Below are 21149 nucleotides of genomic sequence, written 5' to 3'. Positions count from 1 at the left end.
AATAAATCGCCAAAGAAAAGTTGCTTCGCAGACCGCTGGATTGTGTGTCCAATGCCGTCCACTTATGGTGACGCTTCCTCAGATCGAACTCGACGGCCAGACCCTCAGCGCACGCGATGTCGTGCAGATCGCCCGTCATGGCGCGGCGGTGGCCTTGGCGCCCGCCGCGCTCGCACGCATGGAGGCGTCTCGCGCCGTGGTCGAGCGTATCGTGGCCAGCGGCGAGCTGGTCTACGGTGTCACCAGCAGCGTCGCCACCAAGACCGGCACGCCGCTCGATCCGCGCCGCTATGGGGAATTCAACCGCCGCCTGCTGGAGACGCACGACATGGGCATGGGGCCGCTGGCTTCGCGCGAGATGGTGCGCGCCATGCTGGTGGTCATGCTCAACAACATGGCGTCGGGCCGCCTGGGTGTTCGGCCTGTGCTGGCGAACCTTCTGGTCGACGCGCTCAACACGCAGCGCGAATTCAAGGTCCACCTGTGGGGCTCGACCGGCGAGAGCGACATGGCGGCGGTGGCCAACATCGCACTCGATCTGTATGCAGGCACCGAACTGGCCGCCGGCGAGACCATTGCGCTGATCAACTCCAGCCCTGTTTCCATCGGACTGGCGGCTTTGGCCATGGCCGACCTTGGGAACATCCTGGCGTCGTGGCCGCTGGCGGCGGCGCTCAGCATGGAGGGCTATGGCGCCAACCCGTCCCCCGTGTCCGACGTGGCCGTGCGCTCGCGGCCATTCAAAGGGCTCCAGCGCGCGGCGCAAGCCATCGCCGCACAGTTGCACGGCAGCCACCTGATGAGCGCTGGCGGCCCCCGGCACCTGCAGGACCCGCTGGCCTTCCGCTCGCTGCCGATCACGCTGGGCAATGCCTTCGACAGCCACGACTTCGCGGCCGGTCAGTTCGCGATCGAGCTCAATGCGAGCCAGAACAACCCGGTGGTGTCCATCGAAGAGCAGCGCCTGGTGTCGGTGGCCAACTTCGACCTGCTGGCGCTCTCGATGGCGCTCGACACGTTGCGGCTGGGCATCGCGCCGCTGGTCACCAGTTCAACCGAGCGCGTGGCCAAGCTGGTCGACTCGTTCTGGTCCGGACTGGACTCGGGCCTTCTGGCGCAGGACGACGTGGGCTTGCCTGGTTTCAACGGCATGGCCCAAGTGCACAAGGGCATCACCGCCGAAGCGCGTCTGCTCGCGGCACCCGTGGTCACCGAGTTGCCCAGCTCCAGCCATTCCAACGGCAATCTCGACCGCGTGAGCATGGCCAGCCTGGCCGCACGCCGCACGTTGGAACTGGCGCAGCTGTGCAAGTCCATCCTGGCGGTCGAGCTCGTGGTGGCCGCGCAGGCCGTGGACCTGCGGCAGCCGCCGCGTTTGGGCGCGGGCACCTCGAAGCTGCACGGCTTCGTGCGGGGCCTCGTGCCGCACGCAGGCGGCGCGCAGCGCGTGCCGCATCCCGCTCCGGTGCTGGAGGCGCTGGAAAGGCTGGACTGGCAACTCGATTCAATTCCCCCAACCACTACCGGAGACGCACGATGATGCAACGACGACACTTCAACACCCGCCTTGCGGCGCTGGCCGCCGCCAGCGTGAGCAGCCTGCCTGTGCTGGCGCAGGACGGCGCGCCGATGCGCATCCTCGTGGGCTTCTCGCCCGGTGGCTCGGTGGACGCGGTGGCGCGCTTGTTGGCCGAGCGGCTGAAGGAGCCGCTGGGCATGAACGTGATCGTGGAGAACAAGCCCGGCGCGACCGGGCGTGTGGCGCTGGGTGAGGTGCAGCGCGCGCGGCCCGATGGCCGCACGCTGGTGCTGGCCGCTGGCGGCGCCATGGTGATCTTTCCCTGGCTGTACCCGGGCACGCTGGGCTACAACCCGGTGAAGGACTTCTCGCCGGTGTCTCGCGTTACTTCGCTGGGCTTCGTGATCTCGGTCGGCCCGGCCGCGCCGGTGACCGACCTCAAGGGCTTGATCGCCTGGGCCAAGGCGAATCCGGGCAAGGCGATGTACGCCACCTCGGGTGCGGGTTCGGTGCCGCATTTCTCCGGCCTGCTGCTGGCGCAGACCTTGGGTCTGCAACTCACCCACGTGGCCTACAAAGGCGGGCCGCAGGCCGAGCAGGAACTGATTGGCGGGCACGTGCCGATGATGATCGACAGCCCCACCAGCACCACCATCGACCTGCACCGCACCGGCAAGCTGCGCATCGTCGCGGTGACCGGCAAGACACGCCTGCCCGCATTGCCGGATGTGCCGACGTTGCAGGAAGCCGGCGTGAACCTGGCGATCGACAACTTCTTCGGCCTGTACGGCCCGGCGGGCATGCCGGTCGACACGGTCAACCGCATCGATCGCGCGGTGGGGCAGGTTCTGGCGCAGCCGGATGTGCGCGAGAAGATTCAGGCCGCCGGGCTGGTGACGGACCATGGCGGTCCGCAGGAACTGGCCAGTGTGCAGGCGGCTCAGCTCAAGCGCTGGGAAGCGCCGATCAAGGCTTCGGGGTTCAAGGTGGAGTGATTTCGTGGGGGAAAAGGGGCATTGTCTCTGGCGTGCCCCTCACCCCAGCCCTCTCCCCAGAGGGGCGAGGGAGCTAAGGCACGGCTCCGGCGAGACGTGCCTTCATCCAGAGACACCAAGGGACGGCTCCGCCGGCCCAAGGTGTCGTCCCCCCTCCAAGCGCCGAAGGCGCGTCAGAGAGGGGGGAAGCTGCGGAGCAGCGCAGGGGGGGGGCTCCCCATGCACGACGGCCCAAGGTGTCGTCCCCCCTCCAAGCGCCGAAGGCGCGCCAGAGAGAGGGGAAGCCGCGTCAGCGGCGCAGGGGGTGTTCACTCCTGCTCCGCCGGCATCGGGTACTCGTCGCCGTTGCAGACCACACCCTTCTTCGAGAAGTCCCAACGCGGTGGCGCGAAGATGTCCACCAGCACACCGGGCGCATCAATGTTGCGGCTGGTGTGCACGACCTTGGGCGGCACCACGAGCAGCGATGGACTGCCCATTTCCTCGGCCTGGTCTTCTTGCCACAAGGTCATGTCCGGGCCCCACGGGTAGCGCAGGTGGTGCACATAGGTGCCCGACAGTGCCAGCGATCCCTGTTCGAAATCGGTGTGGCTGTGCGGGCTGAGCTTGCGCACGTCGCGCGCCACCGGGCGCTTGAGCAGCGGGTTCACCATCAGCTTGCGGGTGCGGAAGATGCGCATCTGGCTGCCTTCTGCAACGTAGTCGGCCAGGCGGTAGTGGCGCAGCTTGTAGCCGCCCACGGGCTCGGGCCAGGCCACCAGGGGCGCGGCATCGGGGTTGGGCGTGGCGTAGGTGGCCTGGTTGTCGGCCAGCGCCGCCAGGTCGCTCACATCGCTGGAGAAGATGCGCACCACCAGACCCGCGCCTTGTACGCGCAGCGTGCTCGGGCCGGGCGGCACGATGGTCAGGCTGTCGGGGCCGGCCTGCAGCGACTCGGCGCCGGCCTGTACCTGCAGCGACAGGCCGGCGGTGTCGGGCACCAGCAGCACGTACTCGTCGAGGTTGTCGCGTTGCAGCGTGTCGCCCGTTTGCACGCGCGAGACCACGACGACGAAGTTGGCGCCGCGCGTGATCCACGCCGGTGCGCTGTCGCCCGGCACGGCGCGCGGCGTTTGCTCGTGGTGGCGGGCGTAGGTGGCGAGTTGGGAAGGCAGCAAGGACATGGCGTTTCCTGAATGAAGTGGGTCAGGCCGCGTGGGCGATCGCCTGTGCGCCCTGGCGCAGCAGGGTCTGGTCGGACGACACGATGAACCAGTCGGCACCGAGCGCGGCGAATTCGTCGCGCTCGGCGTTGCCGGCCACGAACATGCCCGCGCGTATGCCGGCCTTGCGGGCGACGGCGAGCACATGGCGCGTGGCTTCGAGCACGCGCGGCTCGCGCGGGTTGTCCAGCCCCATGGAGAGGGCCAGGTCGGCGCGGCCGACGAAGAGGCCGCCCACGCCGGGCACGGCGGCGATGGCTTCGGCGTCTTTCACGGCGGCGTCGGATTCGATCTGGCAGATCACCTGCGCCTCGTCACCGATGCGCAGCGCCTCCTTCATGCCCAGGCTGCCGTAACCGGCGAAGCGGGGCGAACTGGAGTAGCCGCGCGCGCCACCCTTGTAGCGCGCCATGGCCACCACGTTGCGCGCGTCGTCGGCGCTGTCGACGTGGGGCACCAGAATGCCGGCGGCGCCGATGTCCAGTGCCGAGAGGATCACGGCCGGGTTGACCTCGGCGATGCGGATGAAGGCCTTGAGGTGGGTGGCGCGCGTGGCCAGCACCATCAGATCGAGCGTGGCGCGGTCGAAGGGGGCGTGTTCGGCATCGATGCACACGAAGTCCAGCTTCGTGGTGCCCAGCACTTCGATGATGTGAGGCGAGGCGGTCTTGACGAAGGTGCCGAGTTGGTAGGCTTGGGTCATGGTCGAGGCACTGAGGTGCGGTGTTATTTCGGAGGCTTCTGCAGTTGCGGTCGGTTGTGCAGCTCGCCCAGCTCGGCGTAGAGCGGGCCGCCCAGGCGCGAGATCGGGCGCATCTTCACGCTGTCGACGTAGCGGCCGTCGAACACGGTGGAGGAGAGGTGGAACAGCAGCACTTCACCGATGTAGAGCGTGTTCAGGCCACGCCCGAGCGTGAGGGCGCGTTCGAGCCGGCATTCCATCTGGATCGGTGAGGCCGCCACGCGCGGCACGGCGATGCGCTCGCCCGGCAGCAATTCGATGCCCAGGGCCTCGATCTCGCTGGTCTCTGACGGGTAATCGGCGCTGCAGCCGTGCATCAGGTCCATGGTGTCCAGCGTGGCCACGTTGACCACGAACTCGCCGGTCTCAACGATGTTGCGCGCCGTGTCCTTGAGCTGGCCGTCCTTGGTGCCGATGTTCACCGCCACCATGGGCGGGCTGTGGGCCACGTAGTTGTAGGAGCTGAAGGGCGCGGCGTTGACCACGCCGTCCTTGCCGCGCGTGGTGATCCAGGCCACCGGGCGCGGCACCACGGCGCCGACCAGCAGCCGGTAGGCCGTGGCCGTGTCCATGGTGGTGGCGTCCAGGGTGGTGAAGCCGGTTGCAGACATCGTCGCGGGTCCTGCTTCCTGCCTTCAGGCGCGGCGGCCGCTGCCGCCCTTCTGGAAGATGCGGCGGCCGGTGTCGTGGAACAGGGCGCGCTTTTCGTCATCGTTGAGCAGCACGGCGGAGTCGAGCGCGCGCTGCACCATGTCCTTGTAGGTGCCGGAAGAGGTGCCGATGTCCGAGCCCCACATCAGGCGGTCCGCGCCGTAGAGGTCGATCGCGCGGCGCAGCACCTTGTCGGCCGGAATGCCTTCCTCGCGGCAGATGTCGAGGTTGATCGACGTCCACTTGAACGAGATGTTCTTCCAGGGCACGAGGGCTTCGAAGTTCTCGTCCAGGCCGTAGTGCCCGCTTTTTTCCATCTCGGGTTCGAGCAGGTGGTCGATCGCGATGTTCACGTTGGGGTACTGCTTCGTCAGCTCGATCAGCGCCGGGACCGACGGGCCGCCACCGCCGACGGACAACACCTCCAGGTTCATCACCAGGCCGAACTCGTTGGCCACTTCCCAGGTCTTGAGCGCCATGGGCGAGTTGAGCCAGGGCATGCTGCCATCGGGCTCGCGGCCACCAAAGAGGCGCACACCGGCCAGGCCGTGGTTCTGGATGTATTGGCGCACCAGGGGCGCGGTGCCCGCATCTTCCGCATCGAGGATCACCACGGCGGAAAAGATCTCGGGGTGCTTGTCCGACGAGTCCAGGATGTAGCTGTTGTCGTAGCGGTAGATCATGCGCTTTTGCACCGCCACCGCGCCGTCGACGTTTTCTTCTTTCATCCACTCCAGCATGCGCGCCACGTCGGGCACTTCATTGATGGGGTTGGGACCGTGGTGGCCACCGGGCGTGCCGATCACGCCGGGCATGCGCGGCGGCGCGTTGGCCGCGCGCTGCATCGGCTTGCGCGGGTAGGCGGTCTGGTCGTCGGCGACCAGGTGGGCGTGGGCGTCGAACAAGAGGGGGCGGGCAGAAGCGCTCATGGGCATCGGGTCGTGAAGGGTGGCCCCTGGGGGCCACGGTTGAAAGGGTGTCGGGTCAGTCCAGCTTGACGTTGGCGGTGGAGATGACCTTCTGCCACTTCTTGGAGTCTTCGTTGATCATCTTGCGCAGCAGGTCGGGCGCGCCCACGTTGACGACGGCGCCGTAGGTCTGCAGCTTGGCCTTGCCATACGTGGAGCTGACGATGTTGTTGATCTCGGTGTTGAGCGCCTTGATGACCTCGGGCGGCGTGCCGGCCGGGCCGACGACCGCGAACCACACCGTGGCGACCATGTCGATGCCTTGCTCCTTGGCGGTCGGAATGTTCGGCAGACCAGGGAAGCGCGTGGCCGAGGTCACGGCCAGACCGTTGAGCTTGCCCGAAGCGAGGTTGGGAATGAACGCCGTGATCGGCGCCGAAAGACCCTGGATGTTGGCGCCCAGCAGGTCGGTCATGAGAGGCGTGTCGCCCCGGTAGGCCACCGTGGACAGCTTGGTGTTGGTCACCATCGAGAGTTGTTCCAGCGCCAGGTGGCCGATGGTGCCGTTGCCCGGCTGGCCCACGGTGTAGGCGTCGGGTTTGGCTTTGGCTTGCTGGATGAATTCCTTGAGGTTCTTCGCCGACACCTTGGGGGTGCTCGCGATCACCAGCGGGATTTCGCAAACCAGTGCGATGGGCGCGAGGTCCTTGTCCGAGTCGAACGGCATGTTCTTGTAGAGGAACTTGTTGTTCACCAGCGGGCCGGAGGTGGACAGGCCGATCGTGTAGCCGTCGGGCGCGGCCTTGGCCACGGCGTCGGTGCCGATGTTGCCGCCCGCGCCGCCGCGGTTGTCGACCACGAAGGACTGGCCGAACTTGTCGCTCAGGCCTTGTGCGATGAAGCGCGCCACCACGTCGGTGCTGCCGCCGGCCGGGAAGGGGACGACCAGGCGCACCGGCTTGTTGGGCCAGCCACCGGTCTGGGCCAGTGCCGGGGCGCTGGCGGCGAAACCAGCGGCCAGGCAAGCGGCGGCCACGGCGGTCTGGAAGGTTCTGCGTTTCATCATCATGGTGTTTCCTGGAGAGAAGGGGAGTGGGGAAAAGGTGACCGCTGTCGCGACCCGGCGTTCAGGTCGCTTGCCGCGCGCGGCGCAGCCGATCGAGGATGTCGGGCATGCGCCCTTGTGCGCGTTCGCGCAGGTTGTCGTAGATGCTCGCGCCGTGGGCATCGATCGCCACGGTGCAAGGGCCGAGCGCCGCCACGTCCAGCGTGAGCAGGCGGAATTGCGAGATGTATTCGTTCCAGTGCGAGCTGCGCACGCCGCGCAGCGCACGCGAGAGCAGCGGCAGGCCGCCGCCCAGGAACGACAGGTAGGCGCAGCCGCATTCGCGCAGCGCGGCCACGCTGGCGTCGTCCAGCCCGCCTTTGCCGCCCACGAGGCGCAGGCCCAGGCCTCGCACGATGTCGGGCATCCAGGCGTTGTAGCGCGTGCTGGTGCTCGGGTTCAGATAGAGCGGCACCGAGATGCCGTCCTGCTCGCGCACATAGGTGCTGAGGTGGAAGAAGGCGCCCCCGTTCAGGTCCACGGGCAGGGCCTCGCCCTTGCGAACCGCTTCGGCCATGCGCTTGTGGGTGGGAATGCCGATGCTCACCGTCACCGCGCCGGTGAGGGTCACCATGTCGCCCACGCGCAGGTCGCGCACGCGTTCTTCGGACAGGGGCAGGGTCAGTTCGTGCAGGCGGCTCATCGTGCAGGCCTCACTCGTAGAGCATTTCCACGCGGCCATCGCCGTGGATGCGCGCAGCGGTGCGGCGGTTGATCCAGCAGTTCAGGCACACGGCCACGGGCACGAAGCCGTGGCTGGCCGAGTAGTCGATGTTGACCGCCATGGCGCTGCAGTCGCCACCGGTGCCCATGGCGCCGAAGCCCATCTGGTTGATCGCGTCGAGCAGGCGTTGCTCCATGCCGGCCAGCAGCGGATCGGGCTGCGGTTTGCCGTGGGGGCGCAGCACCGCCTCCTTGGCCAGGCGCGTGGCCTGGTCGAAGGTGCCGCCGATGCCCACGCCCACCACGATCGGCAGGCAGGGTTGCGAGCCGGCGCGCAGGATCACGTCGAGCACGTACTTCTCCACGTCCTCGACGGTGGGGTAGACGAAGGCTTCCACGGCTTCCCAGCGGCCCGTGCCCATGGCCTTGGGCGCGCAGACCATGTCCACGTAGTCGGCATCGTCGATCACGTCGAAGCTGACGATAGGGATGTCCTTGCCCGCGTAGCTGCGCTCGTGCGTCAGCGGGTGCGTGACCATCTTGAGGATGGGGGGGTCGATGTTGGCGGCCATGTCGGCCAGCCCGTCGACCATGGCCTGGCGCACCGGGCCCTCGAACTGCACCCGGGTGCCGATCTTCACGCTGTAGGTCGGAATGCCCACGTCGCTGCACACCAACTGGCCGTTGCGCGCGGCGCTGTCGGCGCTCTCCAGCATCATGGTGAAGGTGCGGCGTGCGGTGGCATCGGTCTCGCGCTCGCTCGCCTTGCCGAGCACGGCGCGCGTGTCGTCGGGGATTTTCTTGAGCGAGCGTTCGTACAACGACGCGGTGACCGCCCGGATGGTTGCACTGGAAATGGGCATGGCGTGGGGAATGTCCTTGTTTGGTGCCGATCATGCGCCGCCAAGGGGCGTGCCACAAGCCGAATTCTTCAAGTTTTCACTGAATGAAAAGTTGACGCCAGCCGCATGGGCCGTGCGTGTTCGAGGCGCTAAACCATGGGCCGGACGGTGCCTTCCACGGGCCGGCGACACCGGCCAGCGGCCGATTTGTAAGCTGCGACAATCTCCCTCCGGGCCTCGATGGTGAAATCGGTAAACACAGGGGACTTAAAATCATCTGAAGGTGTATATTTGATGCGGGTTTGAGCGGTGATGTGCGTAATTGTGCGTAACGACGTCTCAATCTGGAGCGCACCATGGGTTCAATCACCAAGACCATGAAGGTCGACAAGTCGTCAGGCAAGCCCGTCGCGAAGTTCCGGGCCTACGTTCGCCGCCAAGGTTTCGCAAGCAAGTCGAAGGTCTGCGACACCGAGCGCGAGGCAAAGGAATGGATCCGCAATAACGACGCCGATGCCGTTCAGGAAAAGGCCGTAAGCGGCACCACACTTGCGTCGGTGATCGAAGACTTCACCAGCGCGCCGGCAATGAAGGGCACCAAGTACTGGTCCGCATCGCACCTCGATTTTTGGATAGCTCACATGGGGCTGATGCGCATCGGCGAGATCTCGCGCAAAGACATCAACGCGGCGAAGGCCAAGCTCCAGAACAAGGCTGCATACCGCAGCGTCCCGGGCGGCTCAATCGCGACCACTGCCAAGGTCACGCCCGCAACAGTCAATCGCTACCTGGCATCGCTTTCAAGCGTTCTGAACTACGCCATGGAGCACGAGATCATCGACGCGCATCCCATGAAGGGCGGCAAGGTGAAGAAGCTCACGGAGGGCACAGGCCGCACGCGCATCCTGACTGCGAAAGAGGAGGGCGAGCTGCTCGAGCAGGCTGATCGCAGCACCTGGCCCATGCTGGGGCTGTTTGTTCGCATGTGTCTGACGACGGCTGCACGCCGCTCGGAGGTGCTGAACCTTCGTTGGAAAGACGTGAACTTTGACGAGTCGGTGGCCATCCTCGGAAAGACCAAGAATGGGAAGGCCCGGGCACTGCCGTTGGTCACCAGCGTGCGCGCCGCGCTTTCGGAGGCCCAGAAGGTGAAGCCCCTGAAGAGCGACTTCGTGTTCTTCAATCCGCGCGACCCATCCAAGGTGTTCAACCCCGACGCCGCGTGGAAGCAGTGCCGCATTGATGCCGGCCTTTGGGCCGATCGCGACGATCCACTTGACCGTGTTGTGCTGCACACCACGAGGCACACCAGCGTGACGAAGATGCTCCGAGGTGGCGCCAATCTGGCTCAGGCGGCCGTCGTCAGTGGTCACCAGACCCTGGCCATGCTCAAGCGGTACGAGCACCTTGCGGCCGCGGATGCTGTCGCGATCGCCGAGCAGCATCTGGAAGGGAAGGGCTGACATGGTCGCAAAGAAGAAGTCTGCTCCGAAAGCTTCCAAGTCAGCGAAGAAGCCGCTCACCGTGGTGGTGCATGGTGAGCATGGTTCCTACATTCAACGAAACCGGCCACGGTGGCCATTGGTGCTGTCGACGAAAGGGGTAATCGCGTACGGCGTAGCGAGCCGAAATAGCGACGAAGGCCGTGCGCATGCCAGGTTCTTCGAGATCCTGAACTTGGCATGTGTTGACCCGCTGCTGATCAAGTCGCCCGCGCTCATAACTCTTGCCAACATCCTGCGTGACGCGATCAGTGCGAGCGAACCGGGAGAACCCATCGAAGACATTCTTGCACCCGTCGAAATGTTGATCGCTTCAATGCGTAGTAGGGAAGGTGGCGGAGGCCGACCACTTGCAGAAGTCGCATGGATGGAATGGAAGCGTAGGCTGGAGTACAAGCAAAAGCATCGGCCCACGCTCTCAAAGCGGGAGTGCTATGAAGACATTGCGGCGGAGTGGGTCGAAGAGGGGCGGGCCAAAAAGTTGATCTGGACCGGCGTGCGGGATGGCATCAGTGATCTGAAAAAGCTGAATTCGCTCAAAAAGAAACCGGGTTAACACGACACGCCATTGGTTTCATTGCAGCACCGCAACCCAGCGCGGTGCCGCACAAACAATCGTCGTGGCGCCGCGCACCATCCGAAAGGTGCCACATGCCAACTACGGCGAAGCAACAGAACGACCCGCAGGTCTGCGACACGATGTCGCTCGACGACCTTATCACCATCGAGCAACTGGTCGAGGCGTATCCCAGAATCTTGACCGTCCCACTCTCCGTGCAGCCCCCCCCCCCCCCCCCCCCCCCCCCCCCCCCCCCCCCCCCCCCCCCGCCCCCAGGTCTGCGACACGATGTCGCTCGACGACCTTATCACCATCGAGCAACTGGTCGAGGCGTATCCCAGAATCTTGACCGTCCCCACTCTCCGGTGGCAGCTCCGCCACCGCGACACCAATGGCCTTGGCCATGCGTGCGTGCGCGTCGGCAAAAAGCTGCTGATCCATCGACCCAGCTACGAGAGGTGGCTGCCGACGCGTGGAGGTGCAATCTGATGGCCCCCCACAAAAGCGAAACCCAGCTGGCGGGCTGGGTGACGCAGGAAGAAGACCAAAAAGCTGAGGCCTCGATTTTCGCGCAAGACGTCCCCGACCGCAAGGCATTCGACACGGCGCGCGCTGAATTTGCCATTCTTGGCCGCGCGCTCACCCTGAGTCGCCGTGCCGGTGATGGTCGACACATCTGGACCGTGAGCCGCTGGAACGAAGCACACACGTTCGGCCACTGGAACGACGTGCTTGCGCACCTCAGCCAAGCCGGAGGTGCGCAATGATTGTCTGGACTGACCACGCGCCCGGCGACCATCGCATCATGTGCCCGGCCTGCGGCAAGAAGCCGAGCGTCAAGGACATGGGCATCACGATCCTCGACGACTCGCATGGCGTCGCGCACTGCTTCAAATGCGGCATCGTTCTGAATCGCCGCGAGGATCGGGAACTGAGCCCGGCGGAGCGCAAAGCGTTTTCCAACCGCATGAACGAACTGCGGCGCCAGCATGCCGCTGAGCAGCTGCGCCGCCAGGCTCAAGCGGCTGATGCGTCGGCCCGGCGCTGGGCAACTGCTACCCCGGTGGGGGATCACCCTTACCTTCAAGCCAAGGGTGTCCAGGCTCACGGCTTGCGCGTCGATGCCTGCAACAACTTGCTGATTCCTTTGCGCGATGCCGCTGGCAACCTGCACAGCCTCCAAAGCATCGCCGCGGACGGCTCCAAGCGCTTTATGCCGGGCGGCCGTGTCAAGGGGTGCTATCACCCCATTGGAAAGCCCTCTGGCCGCTTGATCGTGTGCGAGGGATACGCAACCGGCGCCACCCTCCACGAAGTCACCGACCTGGCCGTCGCCGTCGCCTTCAATGCAGGGAACCTATTGCCGGTCGCCGCGGCCCTGCGCAGCAAGTTTCCAAGCCTCATCTTGGTAGTGGCCGCAGACGACGATTGGACGACTGATGGCAATCCCGGCCTCACCGCCGCAACCGAGGCCGCTCGCGCTGTCGGGGGCCTGCTGGCGCTGCCGCAATTCGGTGATCTGCCGAGGGGTGCCAAAGACACGGACTTCAATGATCTGCATCGGCTCGGCGCCGCCGTGGAGGTGCAATCTTGAAGCCGGTACTTGAGAGTGTCGAGGCGGCGTTCCCGATCGACGATGACGCGCCTGACAACCACCGCAACGCCCCGCGCCCGTCAGCATCCTGTCTGTACGGCTTGGTGGGCGAAATCGCCCGTGCAGGCGGTGAAACCACAGAAGCCAACCCTTATGCCATCGCGGCCAACGCCATGGCGTACCTAAGCTGCGCAGTGGGTCGAGGCCCGTACATGCCCGTGGGCAACACCTGGCACCACGCCCGGCTATTCACGATGCACGTCGGCCGATCCGGGGAGGGTCGGAAAGGCGACAGCGTTTCGATCATCAAGCGCATTGCCCACGCTGTGCAGGACATGAATGGCGAACTCGCGCCGCAGATCCACACCGGTGGACTGTCCTCGCGTGAAGGGCTCGTGTTTCTGATCCATGACGGCTACCGCGAAGGCAAGGAGGAAGTCCCGCCGATCCTGGATAAGCGCCTGCTGGTGATCGAGTCCGAGTTCGTCAACATCCTCACGCAGGGCAAGCGCGACGGCAACACCCTTTCCTCCGCGCTTCGAGATGCGTGGGACGGTGGTTCACTGAGGCCTGCGACAAAGACGAACCGCCTCTGGGCGAGCCATCCGCACATATGCCTGTCGGTGGCCATCACGCCCAGCGAGCTGATGTCCAGCATCGCGGCCAAGGATTTGACCAACGGCTTCATGAATCGCTTCATGCCCTTCTGGGCAGAGCGAACCAAGATGCTGCCATTCCCCAAGGCGACACCCAAGGATGAGATCGAGCGCCTCGCCGGCCGGGTACTGGAGGTGCTGCAGTTCTGCCAAGCCGATCGGTGGGCAGAGCGCGACACCATGCGGATTGAGTTGTCGCCAGGCGCTGCGGCCAGATGGCGCAAGCTCTACTTGGGTGAGTTGAACGATCGAAGCAACGGTGAACGCATCAACGCCCTGATCGAGCGGCGAGCGCCGATGCTGCTGCGCATCGCCATGCTGTTCGCGCTGTGCGACTTGACCACCACGGTCGAGGTGGATCACATCGACGCCGCCCTCGCATGGGTGCGCTACTCAGTCGAGTCGGTGAAGTTCGTTTTTGGGAGCGCAGCCGACGAGGCCGAAGTGGCCGAAACCAACGACACCGCCGCCAAGATCGTGGCGTTCCTGGAAGCCAACACCAGGGTGACGCGAAAGCAGATCACGGTGAACTGCTTTCGGGGCCACGTCAACAAGACGAGGATCGACGCCGCACTCGATGAACTGCTGACGGCCACACCGCCGCGCATCGTGGTGGAAGAAGATCGCAGCGGCCCAGGCCGGCCGACGAAGTTCTATGAACTGAGCGCGAACAAAGCAAACTATGCGAACAACAAGCAACGGCGCGCGGTTCAAGCCGATTCAGGCCCCGGCGAAGAAAGCGAACGAAGCGAACAAAAGCCCATTGGGACGGAAGTAAGTTCGCAAGTTCGCATTGTTAGCGAAGAGCAAAAACCGCCTGGAGACCGCGCGCACGCTCAATGTTCGCCAAGTTCGCATAGTTCGCCAGCCGATGAGGAAAACGCGGAGGCCCGGCTATGACATCCGCCGAACTCTGCCAGGCCATCTACGCCGCCGGCATGACGGTACGGGCCGACGGCGACGCCCTGGTGGTGAAGCCCGCCGAACGCCTTACGCCTGAATTGCGCGCTACCGTGCTTGCGCACAAGCCGGAGCTGTTGGACTTCCTGCTTGAGGCGCATGCCACCACGGAGGCGCTACTCGAAACCGCAGCACGCGCCTGCGACCACTGGGGTGACAGCCCAGCCGCGCGCCAGCAGATGCGCCAAGAGATCGAAGACACGCCCGCCCACCTCCGCGCCGACCTGCTCGATCACCTGCGGTCGGCTTACCCAAAGGAACCACGATGAGAAACCCATTTGCCCCGAAGAAGCCCGACCCCGGCGCGCAACTCATGCAGGCCTTTCTGGCCAGCGCCACCTTTGCCGACAAGGCGCGTGTCCACGCTGCGATGCAGACCAACGGCGAACTTGAACTCAGGATGCGACAGCTGAAGACCGGTGGCTTCCGCATCAGCCTGTGGCTCGCCGTGAGGGATTCCGACGAGGCGTTGCGTCTCATGCCGGCGCCGGAGAAGGTCCGGGGGGGAAGTGGTCATGTGTAGCCCTTTCCACCTGCTGACCGAGCCCCACCGTCCGTACGCGCATCCGCAATTCAGAGGTTGACCCATGCCTAGAGCAAGAACACCAAAAGCCAAGGCCGCAGTTTCCGGCGCGGCTGCCCACGATCCGCAGCGCTACAGAGACCGAACAGGCCCGAAGCGCACGCGATCGATCGGCGAGCCATACGCCGCCATGACCGAGGCGGAGATTGCCACCTGGAATGAGCTGGTGCGGGACCTGCCATGGCTGCACTCGGCCCATCGGTTGCTGCTTCGCATGGCCTGCCGGTTGTCCGCACGGATGGACGAGGGTGAGGTCGGAGTCGAGTCGATGAAGGCGCTGAGTTCGCTCCTGTCAAAGCTCGGTGCGACGCCGGTTGATGAGTCCAAGGTGACTCATGCCGGTGACGACGACGAAGACGCCGCCGATGAGTTCTTCGGCAAACCGCACTGAGGCCGACCATGAACGAGATCGAACGAATCGACGCGTGCGAGGCGGCCCTTCGCAGCGCGGCCAGGGACGCCGGCGCATTCGTGAGCGGTGACGGTCGCGTGACGGAAGAGATAGCCGCGGCATTGCTGGGCATCGCACCGGGCACGCTCGCCAACCAACGGCGCGCGGGAACCGGGCCGGCGTTCTATCGCGTGAGCGGTCGACCCACCTACAGATTGCGCAGTCTCGCCGAGTTGATCGAGCGCGGCCGGTGCGTCTCGGGCTGGTGAGAAATCACCTCACAAAAGCCCACGAAACCCCACAAATCCCAACGCAGCCTGATTGGCTGAATCGGCACCACGCTCAATGATCAACGCATGAACAAATCACTCGCAATCGCAACGCCAGGTCGCAACTACGTGCGCGGCCTGATCGCTCGAACCCTCACCAACTCAACGGACGCCGACGCCATTCACGCCTTCGCGCGCACGCGCTGGGGTGAGGGTCTCGCCGCCGACGTCACCAAGGCCGCTGTGAGCGCAATGGGGACAGTCGACACAGGTCTGGACGCGCGGGAATTCTTCGGCCTGGCCCGGGATGAATCGGTGCTCGGTCGCATGGAAGGCCTTCGCCGTGTCCCCTTCGTCACCCGAATGCTTGCGGTACAGGCCGGTGCGCGTGGCTACTGGGTAAGCCAAGGAAAGTCGAAGCCTCTCTCGCGCGCCACGCTTGCGGGCAGTTCGCTTGATCCATTGAAGGTCGCAGCGATCATTGTCACGACGAAGGAAATGCTCCTCGCGAATGAACCAGGGCTGGAAGCAACGCTGCAGGACGACCTGTTGCGCGCGGTGACGGTTGTGATGGACGAAGCGCTGCTCGATCCAGACAATGCCGGCGTCGCGGGTGAGGTGCCGGCAAGCATCGCCTTCGGAGCAACGCAGTTGTCGGCGACCACCGATTTCGGCGCAGACCTGAAGGCCATGATTCAAGCCTTCCGCGGCGATCTGGCATCTGCCTATTTCGTGACCGACCCTGCAACGGCCACGGGGATCGCGACGATGACCGACGCGGGCGGCCGCTACCTGTTCCCCGGCATCGGCCCACGCGGCGGCGAGCTGCTCGGCATCCCGGTGCTGACGTCGCGCGCCGACACGGCGAGCACGTCGGGCAGCACGCTGACCTTGATCGACCCCACCGGCATTGCAGCTGCGCTTGGCGCATTCAGCGTGGATTCGGCTGGTGAGGTCACCTTGCAGATGTCCGACGATCCCAATGACGCCGGCTCGCCCGTTCTGCCGGTGAGCATGTGGCAGACCAACAGCGTTGCGATGAGAGTGGAATTGGCAGCGAATTGGAGCCGTCAACGGCCTGGCGCCGTGGTGGTGCTGGAGGGCCTATGAGCCACACCTGGCAAGCCGTGAAGGCTGCAATCGACGCTCTGGAGCGTCCGCCGTGGAGCGCAGACCCATTGGTGAGCAAGCGCCTCGACCTGCAACTCAGTGGTGTGGAGAAGTTCGTTGCGTCTGGCACGCGTCACGTCCGCGGCTTCGCGTCCACCGATTCGGTTGACCGCGTGGGCGACATCGTTGATCCCAAAGGCGGCAAGTGGAAGACACCACTACCGATGCTCTGGCAGCACAAACACGATGTGCCCATTGGTTGGATCCGCAGCGTCGAGGTGCGTGGGCGCGGACTGTGGATCGAAGCCGAGTTCGCCGAGGGCATTGGCCAGGCGGATGAGGTTTGGCGCATGGTCGAAGCGGGCCTGGTGACTGGCTTTTCTATCGGCTTCATGGGGCGCAGTTGGGAGCCGTTGCCAAGCGGTGGGCGTCGCTACACCGACTGGGAGCTCTACGAGGTCAGTGCGGTGGTCATCCCCGCAAACCCAGACGCTTCCATTCAGCGTTCTCTCGGCGCCGTTCGCCTCATCTCCCCGCCTCGCGCAGGCGCCGTTCTCCTCATAGACCATCCGGACTATGAGAGGAACAAGCAACAAAGGATCACCCATGTTTGATCACGAAGCCTTCGGTGCCGCTATGGGCGACCTGATCCGTGAAGCTGTCGAGCCTCTCGAGAAGCGCGTCGACGGCATGCAAGCCAAGCTGGACAAGTGCATGACCTTCGCGGGCGACCATCAATCAGCACTCGACTACCCCCCTGGCTCACTTGTGCGCCGCGATGGTGGGACATACGTGTCCGTGAAGGCCATCAAGGCCGGATCGGTCTTCTCCTCACGCGAGGGCAGCGGCTGGGAACGAGTCCTTTAAGGAAAGCACATGAAACTCCATGACATCCCCGAAGCCGCCCGCCCCGATGGCGAGGCATTCATCTCAATGGCTGAAGCTTGCGAGCGCTGGCCTGCGGCTTTCGTCGACTGCCTGCGTCAGTTGGACGGAAAGGTGGTCACCGCCGTGAGCACGGCAATGTTCCCCCGATTCAATGGCACGCCGCATCTCTTCCTCTGGGCGGACGTGCCTGGCCATCCCGGTATGGAGCAGGCGGCCTGTCACAAGCTGCCGCCGGACATTGCGGCCGTGCGCGAGATGCTTGAAGAGGTGGCGCAGCGATGACTCTGGCCCAGATCTACCGCTGCCACGCGCCAGGCTGCAAACGCCTGTGCGTCGGCTGGCTGTGCACCGCACACCGCAAGGAGACCGGCCTGTGACCGCGCATGCCCAAGCCTGGGCCTTCCGGATCGCTGAGGCCCAAGCCGACACGCACATCACCTTGTGCGGCATTCCCTATCGTCGGATCCCATACGGCACGGACTACCCCAATGGCGCCACGACCTGCCGGGATTGCGGCGTCGCCCACGGCCAGCTGCACGTGCCGACTTGCTGCGTTGAGCGCTGCCCGGTCTGCAATGGCCAGGCCATGTGCTGTGACTGCGCCGATGGCGACGAGCCCGAAGAGGTGGAAGCGTGACACTGCGCACCCTCAAGAGCACCGTGCGCACCCTTCCCACCTCCACCCTGCGCACCGCAGCGGGCTCTTGGCGTGATGGCCGCACCACTGCTGAGCGTGGCTATGGCGGCCGGTGGCAGAAGGCGCGTGCGGTGTTCCTCGATCGCAATCCGCTCTGCATCTTCTGCGCGCGCAATGGGCGGGTGGAGGTCGCCAACGTGGTCGACCACGTAATCCCGCACCAAGGCGATCAAAAGCTGTTCTGGGATCGATCGAACTGGCAGTCGTTGTGCAAGCCCTGTCACGACAGCACCAAGCGCCTGATGGAGAACGACAAGACCGCGCGCCACCGCGTGGGCATTGACGGATGGCCAGAAGGCCCGAGCTACCAGCAAGGCACGGCCCACAAGATCACGGCGGAGTACCTGCGCGAGCGAGGCATAGACCCGGGGGGACCAGGCCATGGATAGCTCGACCCACTCCATGACCGCGCCTCTAGGTTCGCTTCATCGCTATCCCACAACTCGCCTCTCGTGTGCGCGCGCGAGAAGGATGCGGGGCATGCCGCAATCATGCGTGCGCGGGATCGATGACCGAGCCCCTTGGTTCGTTCTATCCGATGTGTGCAAAACCGGGGGTTGCAAACCCTGGGGGGCTATGCGCCATGGCAGGGGAAACGTTTTTTTCTGACCGCGCCCTCCCGCACGCGCAGAACTTAGCCCCCTTTTCAAAGGAATCAGCAAATGGCCGGAGTTAAAGGAAAGAGCGGAGGCCCCCGTGCGAACGCGGGCGGTGCTCGGCCTGGTGCGGGGCGGAAGCCCAAACCCAAGCAGGAACCCGTACGCGTGCCGGAGACCGACATGCTCAGCCTCCTTCAAAACGTTGCCTTGGGTGTTGTCAACGCGTCGCCTACGCAGGTCCGAGCGGCCATTGCGGCGGTGCAGTACACGCACGTGAAGAAAGCCGACGGCGGCAAGAAGGCAGATCGGCAAGCCAAGGCGGAGCGGAGTAGCGGAAGGTTCAAGGCCTCCACCCCTCCGCGCCTTGTGGTCAACAACCGCTGACCAACCCACGAACCCAAGGAGAACATCATCGCAAGCAGATCATTGGGCGTTTTAACGCTCGACATTTTGGCAAAAATCGGCGGCTTCGAACGCGGCATGGACCAGGCCGAACGCAAGTCCAGCCGCACCGCTGCGCAGATCGCCCGCGACCAGAAGAAGAGCGCAGAGGACACGCAAAAGGCCTGGGCGAACGCGGGCACTGCGATAGGCGTTGGCTTCACTGCGGCCACCACTGCGCTCGCCGTCTGGATCCGCGGATCGATCACTGCCATCGATCAGTTCAACGACTTGCGCGACGTGTCCGGCGCCACGATCGAGAACATCAGCGCGCTCGACGATGTTGCACGCAGGACCGGCCACGGCTTTGACCAGGTCAGCGGCACCTTGATCAAGTTCAATCAGGTTCTGAACGAAGCAGACCCCGACAAGGGGCCCGGCGCCGTGCTGAAGGCTCTGAATCTCGACATCGAGGAACTCAAGCGCCTGGACCCGGCAGAGGCACTACGCCAGACGGCGGTTGCCATGAAAGGTTTTGCCGACGACGGTTCAAAGGCGCGGGCGGCGCAGGAGCTGTTTGGCAAGGCGGCGAAGGACATCATCCCGTTCCTGAACGACTTGGCCGAAGAGCAGAAGCTTGTCGGGTCGGTGACCACCCAGACCGCGGTCGAGGTCGACAAGTTCAACAAGGAGCTGGCGAAATTCGAGTCCAACATCGAGGATGTATCGCGGTCCCTGGCGAGCTATCTGGTGCCTGCTTTCAATCGTGTGTTCGACGACATCACCACGTTCGGTGAGAAGGCGGCGCTGGCCGGCCTCGCATCCGATGTGCGCAAGTTCAAGAAGGAACTCGATGCACTGCAGGACCGAAAGGGCAGCCCGTTCAACTTCGCCGCCGACCTCGACTCGCAGATTGCAGAGGCGGCCCGAAAGCTCGAGGCCGCGCGGGCGAAGTTCAACGCTGCCGACGTGAATCGCCCCAAGCAAGTCGGCGGCGGCCGTGGTTTCGTCAACCCGCCCAACGCGTCGACTCTGCCGTCGCTCGACATCCCGGAAGACGTCAAACCGATCAAGACACCTCGTGCAGACCCGGCGATCCGCGAAGCGCAGACGTACCTTGAAAACCTCGAGAAGCAGCTGCGCGCCACCGAGCAACTGAGTGTCGAGGAGACGGTGCTGCGCGACATCCAGGAGGGGCGCCTAAAGCTTGTGGGCGGGGTCACGCAGGAACAACTGGTCGCCCTGGCGCAGCAGCTCGACCTGGACAAGCAGCTGCTGGCGGCGACAGAGCAATTCAAGAAGCTCGACGAGGAGACCATCGAGCGCAAGAAGGCCTTGAAGGACGCCGGCTTGGCTGTGTACGAGTCGACGCGCACGCCGGCTGAAGAGCTGAATGTCGAACTCGCCAAGCTCAACGATCTGCTGACGCAGGGTGCTGTCGACTGGGACACGTACGCGCGTGCGGTGTTCGGCGCTCAGGACGCGTACGAAGCTGCAACCAGCGGAAGTAAGAAGACCGTCAACGAGATGGACAAGTTCGCAAAGACCGCGGCGGAGAACATCCAGGGCGCTCTGGGCTCCGGACTCGCCGACATATTGAACGGTGAATACGACAACATTGCTCAAGGCTTCGCCAAGATGCTCAATCGAATGATCGCGGAGGCAATGGCTGCAAAGCTTGCGCGTCACCTGTTCGGTGACATGGTGCAAGGCGGGACAGGATCCGGTGCAGTTGGAGACGCCTTCGGAACGTTCATGAAATGGATAACCGGAGCCTCTGGCAAGGCCAACGGCGGCGGTGTGATGGCCGGCGGCCTGTACGAGGTCAACGAGAACGGCCCGGAGATGCTCGCCATGGGCGGTAAGCAGTACCTGATGATGGGAAACCAGGGCGGCACAGTGATCCCTACCGGCGCCGGCTCGGTAACGTCCGGCGGTTCTGGTGGCGGAGTTTCCTTGACCATCATCAATCAGACCGGCACGCAGGTGCAGGGGTCGGTTCAGCAGCGCGGCACCGCGCCCGACGGCACGCAGCTGCTAGATCTCGTTCTGACTGCAGTGGCGGACACCATCAGCAACGGCAGCGGGCCGGTGACGCGTGCCATGGAGAACCGCTTCGGCCTGCGGACGGCGGTGAGCTGACCTTGGCGTGGCGGTGCGCGAATGCTTACCTGCAGCTGTGTGGGGGCGTTAGAATCCTCTCGTGGATTGACTCAGCGGGACTTTGATCCCGCTGTGCGTGAGGGGAGCCCTCATGCCTTCAAGAGAAATCTTGATGCGACTCGCGGAATGGCGCGGCCCCTTTTCGGGCCACTGGGAACGGCGCTCGATCC

Annotated in this window: 27 protein-coding genes; 20 read left to right on the top strand and 7 right to left on the bottom strand. The window is 64.7% G+C overall.

The window, feature by feature from the left end:
* Positions 1 to 64 precede the first annotated feature (64 nt).
* Entirely contained in the window at positions 65 to 1540 is a 1476-nt protein-coding gene (locus F9K07_RS17340) for an aromatic amino acid ammonia-lyase (protein ID WP_159594613.1), read from the top strand.
* Complete coding sequence (locus tag F9K07_RS17335) at positions 1537 to 2514, top strand: Bug family tripartite tricarboxylate transporter substrate binding protein (RefSeq protein ID WP_236581314.1); 978 nt, start codon at positions 1537 to 1539, stop codon at positions 2512 to 2514. Before F9K07_RS17340 ends, F9K07_RS17335 begins: the two co-directional genes overlap by 4 nt.
* Before the next feature lie 308 nt (positions 2515 to 2822).
* On the opposite strand, the gene F9K07_RS17330 is transcribed toward F9K07_RS17335, so the two are convergent.
* From F9K07_RS17330 to F9K07_RS17300, 7 genes are all read right to left on the bottom strand, one after another.
* Positions 2823 to 3677 (bottom strand): hypothetical protein, encoded by an 855-nt coding sequence (locus tag F9K07_RS17330; protein ID WP_159594612.1) that lies wholly within the window; start codon positions 3675 to 3677, stop codon positions 2823 to 2825.
* Positions 3678 to 3699: 22 nt separating this feature from the next.
* On the bottom strand, positions 3700 to 4419 hold the full coding sequence (locus F9K07_RS17325; RefSeq protein WP_159594611.1) for an HpcH/HpaI aldolase family protein: 720 nt from the start codon (positions 4417 to 4419) through the stop codon (positions 3700 to 3702).
* Positions 4420 to 4442: 23 nt separating this feature from the next.
* The gene (locus F9K07_RS17320; RefSeq protein WP_159594610.1) at positions 4443 to 5069 is read right to left on the bottom strand and encodes a flavin reductase family protein; all 627 of its coding nucleotides are present in this window, start codon (positions 5067 to 5069) and stop codon (positions 4443 to 4445) included.
* Between the two features lie 24 nt (positions 5070 to 5093).
* On the bottom strand, positions 5094 to 6038 hold the full coding sequence (locus F9K07_RS17315) for an amidohydrolase family protein (protein ID WP_236581307.1): 945 nt from the start codon (positions 6036 to 6038) through the stop codon (positions 5094 to 5096).
* A gap of 55 nt (positions 6039 to 6093) precedes the next feature.
* Positions 6094 to 7080, bottom strand: a complete 987-nt coding sequence (locus tag F9K07_RS17310; protein ID WP_159594608.1) for a Bug family tripartite tricarboxylate transporter substrate binding protein — start codon at positions 7078 to 7080, stop codon at positions 6094 to 6096.
* Positions 7081 to 7144: 64 nt separating this feature from the next.
* A complete protein-coding gene (locus tag F9K07_RS17305) occupies positions 7145 to 7765 on the bottom strand; it encodes a fumarate hydratase C-terminal domain-containing protein (protein WP_159594607.1) in 621 nt (206 codons plus the stop codon).
* Positions 7766 to 7775: 10 nt separating this feature from the next.
* Positions 7776 to 8648 carry a fumarate hydratase gene (locus F9K07_RS17300; protein ID WP_159594606.1) on the bottom strand — a complete coding sequence of 291 codons (873 nt, stop codon included), beginning with the start codon at positions 8646 to 8648 and terminating at the stop codon, positions 7776 to 7778.
* A 335-nt stretch (positions 8649 to 8983) separates the two neighbouring features.
* Here F9K07_RS17300 and F9K07_RS17295 point away from each other — a divergent pair, with 335 nt between their 5' ends.
* The 18 genes from F9K07_RS17295 to F9K07_RS17210 all read left to right on the top strand — a co-directional run bounded on the left by F9K07_RS17295 (position 8984) and on the right by F9K07_RS17210 (position 20958).
* The gene (locus tag F9K07_RS17295) at positions 8984 to 10090 is read left to right on the top strand and encodes a tyrosine-type recombinase/integrase (protein ID WP_201451442.1); all 1107 of its coding nucleotides are present in this window, start codon (positions 8984 to 8986) and stop codon (positions 10088 to 10090) included.
* 1 nt (position 10091) lies between these two features.
* Entirely contained in the window at positions 10092 to 10685 is a 594-nt protein-coding gene (locus F9K07_RS17290; protein ID WP_159594605.1) for a hypothetical protein, read from the top strand.
* Between the two features lie 291 nt (positions 10686 to 10976).
* Positions 10977 to 11177, top strand: a complete 201-nt coding sequence (locus F9K07_RS17280) for a hypothetical protein (RefSeq protein WP_159594604.1) — start codon at positions 10977 to 10979, stop codon at positions 11175 to 11177.
* Positions 11177 to 11455, top strand: coding sequence for a hypothetical protein (locus F9K07_RS31600; RefSeq protein ID WP_201451610.1), 279 nt, complete (start codon positions 11177 to 11179; stop codon positions 11453 to 11455). The genes F9K07_RS17280 and F9K07_RS31600 overlap by 1 nt, the downstream gene beginning before the upstream one ends.
* On the top strand, positions 11452 to 12282 hold the full coding sequence (locus F9K07_RS17275) for a toprim domain-containing protein (protein WP_159594603.1): 831 nt from the start codon (positions 11452 to 11454) through the stop codon (positions 12280 to 12282). The genes F9K07_RS31600 and F9K07_RS17275 overlap by 4 nt, the downstream gene beginning before the upstream one ends.
* Entirely contained in the window at positions 12279 to 13838 is a 1560-nt protein-coding gene (locus F9K07_RS17270) for a DUF3987 domain-containing protein (RefSeq protein ID WP_236581304.1), read from the top strand. The genes F9K07_RS17275 and F9K07_RS17270 overlap by 4 nt, the downstream gene beginning before the upstream one ends.
* Complete coding sequence (locus F9K07_RS17265) at positions 13835 to 14167, top strand: hypothetical protein (protein WP_159594602.1); 333 nt, start codon at positions 13835 to 13837, stop codon at positions 14165 to 14167. The genes F9K07_RS17270 and F9K07_RS17265 overlap by 4 nt, the downstream gene beginning before the upstream one ends.
* On the top strand, positions 14164 to 14421 hold the full coding sequence (locus F9K07_RS17260) for a hypothetical protein (protein ID WP_159594601.1): 258 nt from the start codon (positions 14164 to 14166) through the stop codon (positions 14419 to 14421). Before F9K07_RS17265 ends, F9K07_RS17260 begins: the two co-directional genes overlap by 4 nt.
* Positions 14422 to 14611: 190 nt before the next feature.
* Positions 14612 to 14872, top strand: coding sequence for a hypothetical protein (locus tag F9K07_RS17255; RefSeq protein ID WP_159594600.1), 261 nt, complete (start codon positions 14612 to 14614; stop codon positions 14870 to 14872).
* 8 nt (positions 14873 to 14880) lie between these two features.
* Positions 14881 to 15141, top strand: a complete 261-nt coding sequence (locus F9K07_RS17250; RefSeq protein ID WP_159594599.1) for a hypothetical protein — start codon at positions 14881 to 14883, stop codon at positions 15139 to 15141.
* Positions 15142 to 15228: 87 nt separating this feature from the next.
* The gene (locus tag F9K07_RS17245) at positions 15229 to 16251 is read left to right on the top strand and encodes a phage major capsid protein (RefSeq protein ID WP_159594598.1); all 1023 of its coding nucleotides are present in this window, start codon (positions 15229 to 15231) and stop codon (positions 16249 to 16251) included.
* Positions 16248 to 16865 (top strand): HK97 family phage prohead protease, encoded by a 618-nt coding sequence (locus tag F9K07_RS17240; protein ID WP_159594597.1) that lies wholly within the window; start codon positions 16248 to 16250, stop codon positions 16863 to 16865. Before F9K07_RS17245 ends, F9K07_RS17240 begins: the two co-directional genes overlap by 4 nt.
* The gene (locus tag F9K07_RS17235; protein WP_159594596.1) at positions 16858 to 17118 is read left to right on the top strand and encodes a hypothetical protein; all 261 of its coding nucleotides are present in this window, start codon (positions 16858 to 16860) and stop codon (positions 17116 to 17118) included. The genes F9K07_RS17240 and F9K07_RS17235 overlap by 8 nt, the downstream gene beginning before the upstream one ends.
* A 9-nt stretch (positions 17119 to 17127) precedes the next feature.
* Positions 17128 to 17421, top strand: coding sequence for a hypothetical protein (locus F9K07_RS17230; RefSeq protein ID WP_159594595.1), 294 nt, complete (start codon positions 17128 to 17130; stop codon positions 17419 to 17421).
* 91 nt (positions 17422 to 17512) lie between these two features.
* Complete coding sequence (locus F9K07_RS17225; RefSeq protein ID WP_159594594.1) at positions 17513 to 17776, top strand: hypothetical protein; 264 nt, start codon at positions 17513 to 17515, stop codon at positions 17774 to 17776.
* On the top strand, positions 17773 to 18225 hold the full coding sequence (locus F9K07_RS17220; RefSeq protein WP_159594593.1) for an HNH endonuclease: 453 nt from the start codon (positions 17773 to 17775) through the stop codon (positions 18223 to 18225). The genes F9K07_RS17225 and F9K07_RS17220 overlap by 4 nt, the downstream gene beginning before the upstream one ends.
* A gap of 390 nt (positions 18226 to 18615) precedes the next feature.
* Entirely contained in the window at positions 18616 to 18819 is a 204-nt protein-coding gene (locus F9K07_RS17215; protein ID WP_201451440.1) for a hypothetical protein, read from the top strand.
* Positions 18820 to 18885: 66 nt separating this feature from the next.
* Positions 18886 to 20958 carry a hypothetical protein gene (locus F9K07_RS17210; RefSeq protein WP_159594592.1) on the top strand — a complete coding sequence of 691 codons (2073 nt, stop codon included), beginning with the start codon at positions 18886 to 18888 and terminating at the stop codon, positions 20956 to 20958.
* Positions 20959 to 21149: the final 191 nt, after the last annotated feature.

The sequence above is a fragment of the Hydrogenophaga sp. BPS33 genome (assembly GCF_009859475.1).
In the GTDB taxonomy this organism is placed as follows: Bacteria; Pseudomonadota; Gammaproteobacteria; order Burkholderiales; family Burkholderiaceae_C; genus Hydrogenophaga.
Note: the sequence above shows the minus strand (reverse complement) of the source record. Positions and strands in the feature narration are given on the sequence as shown.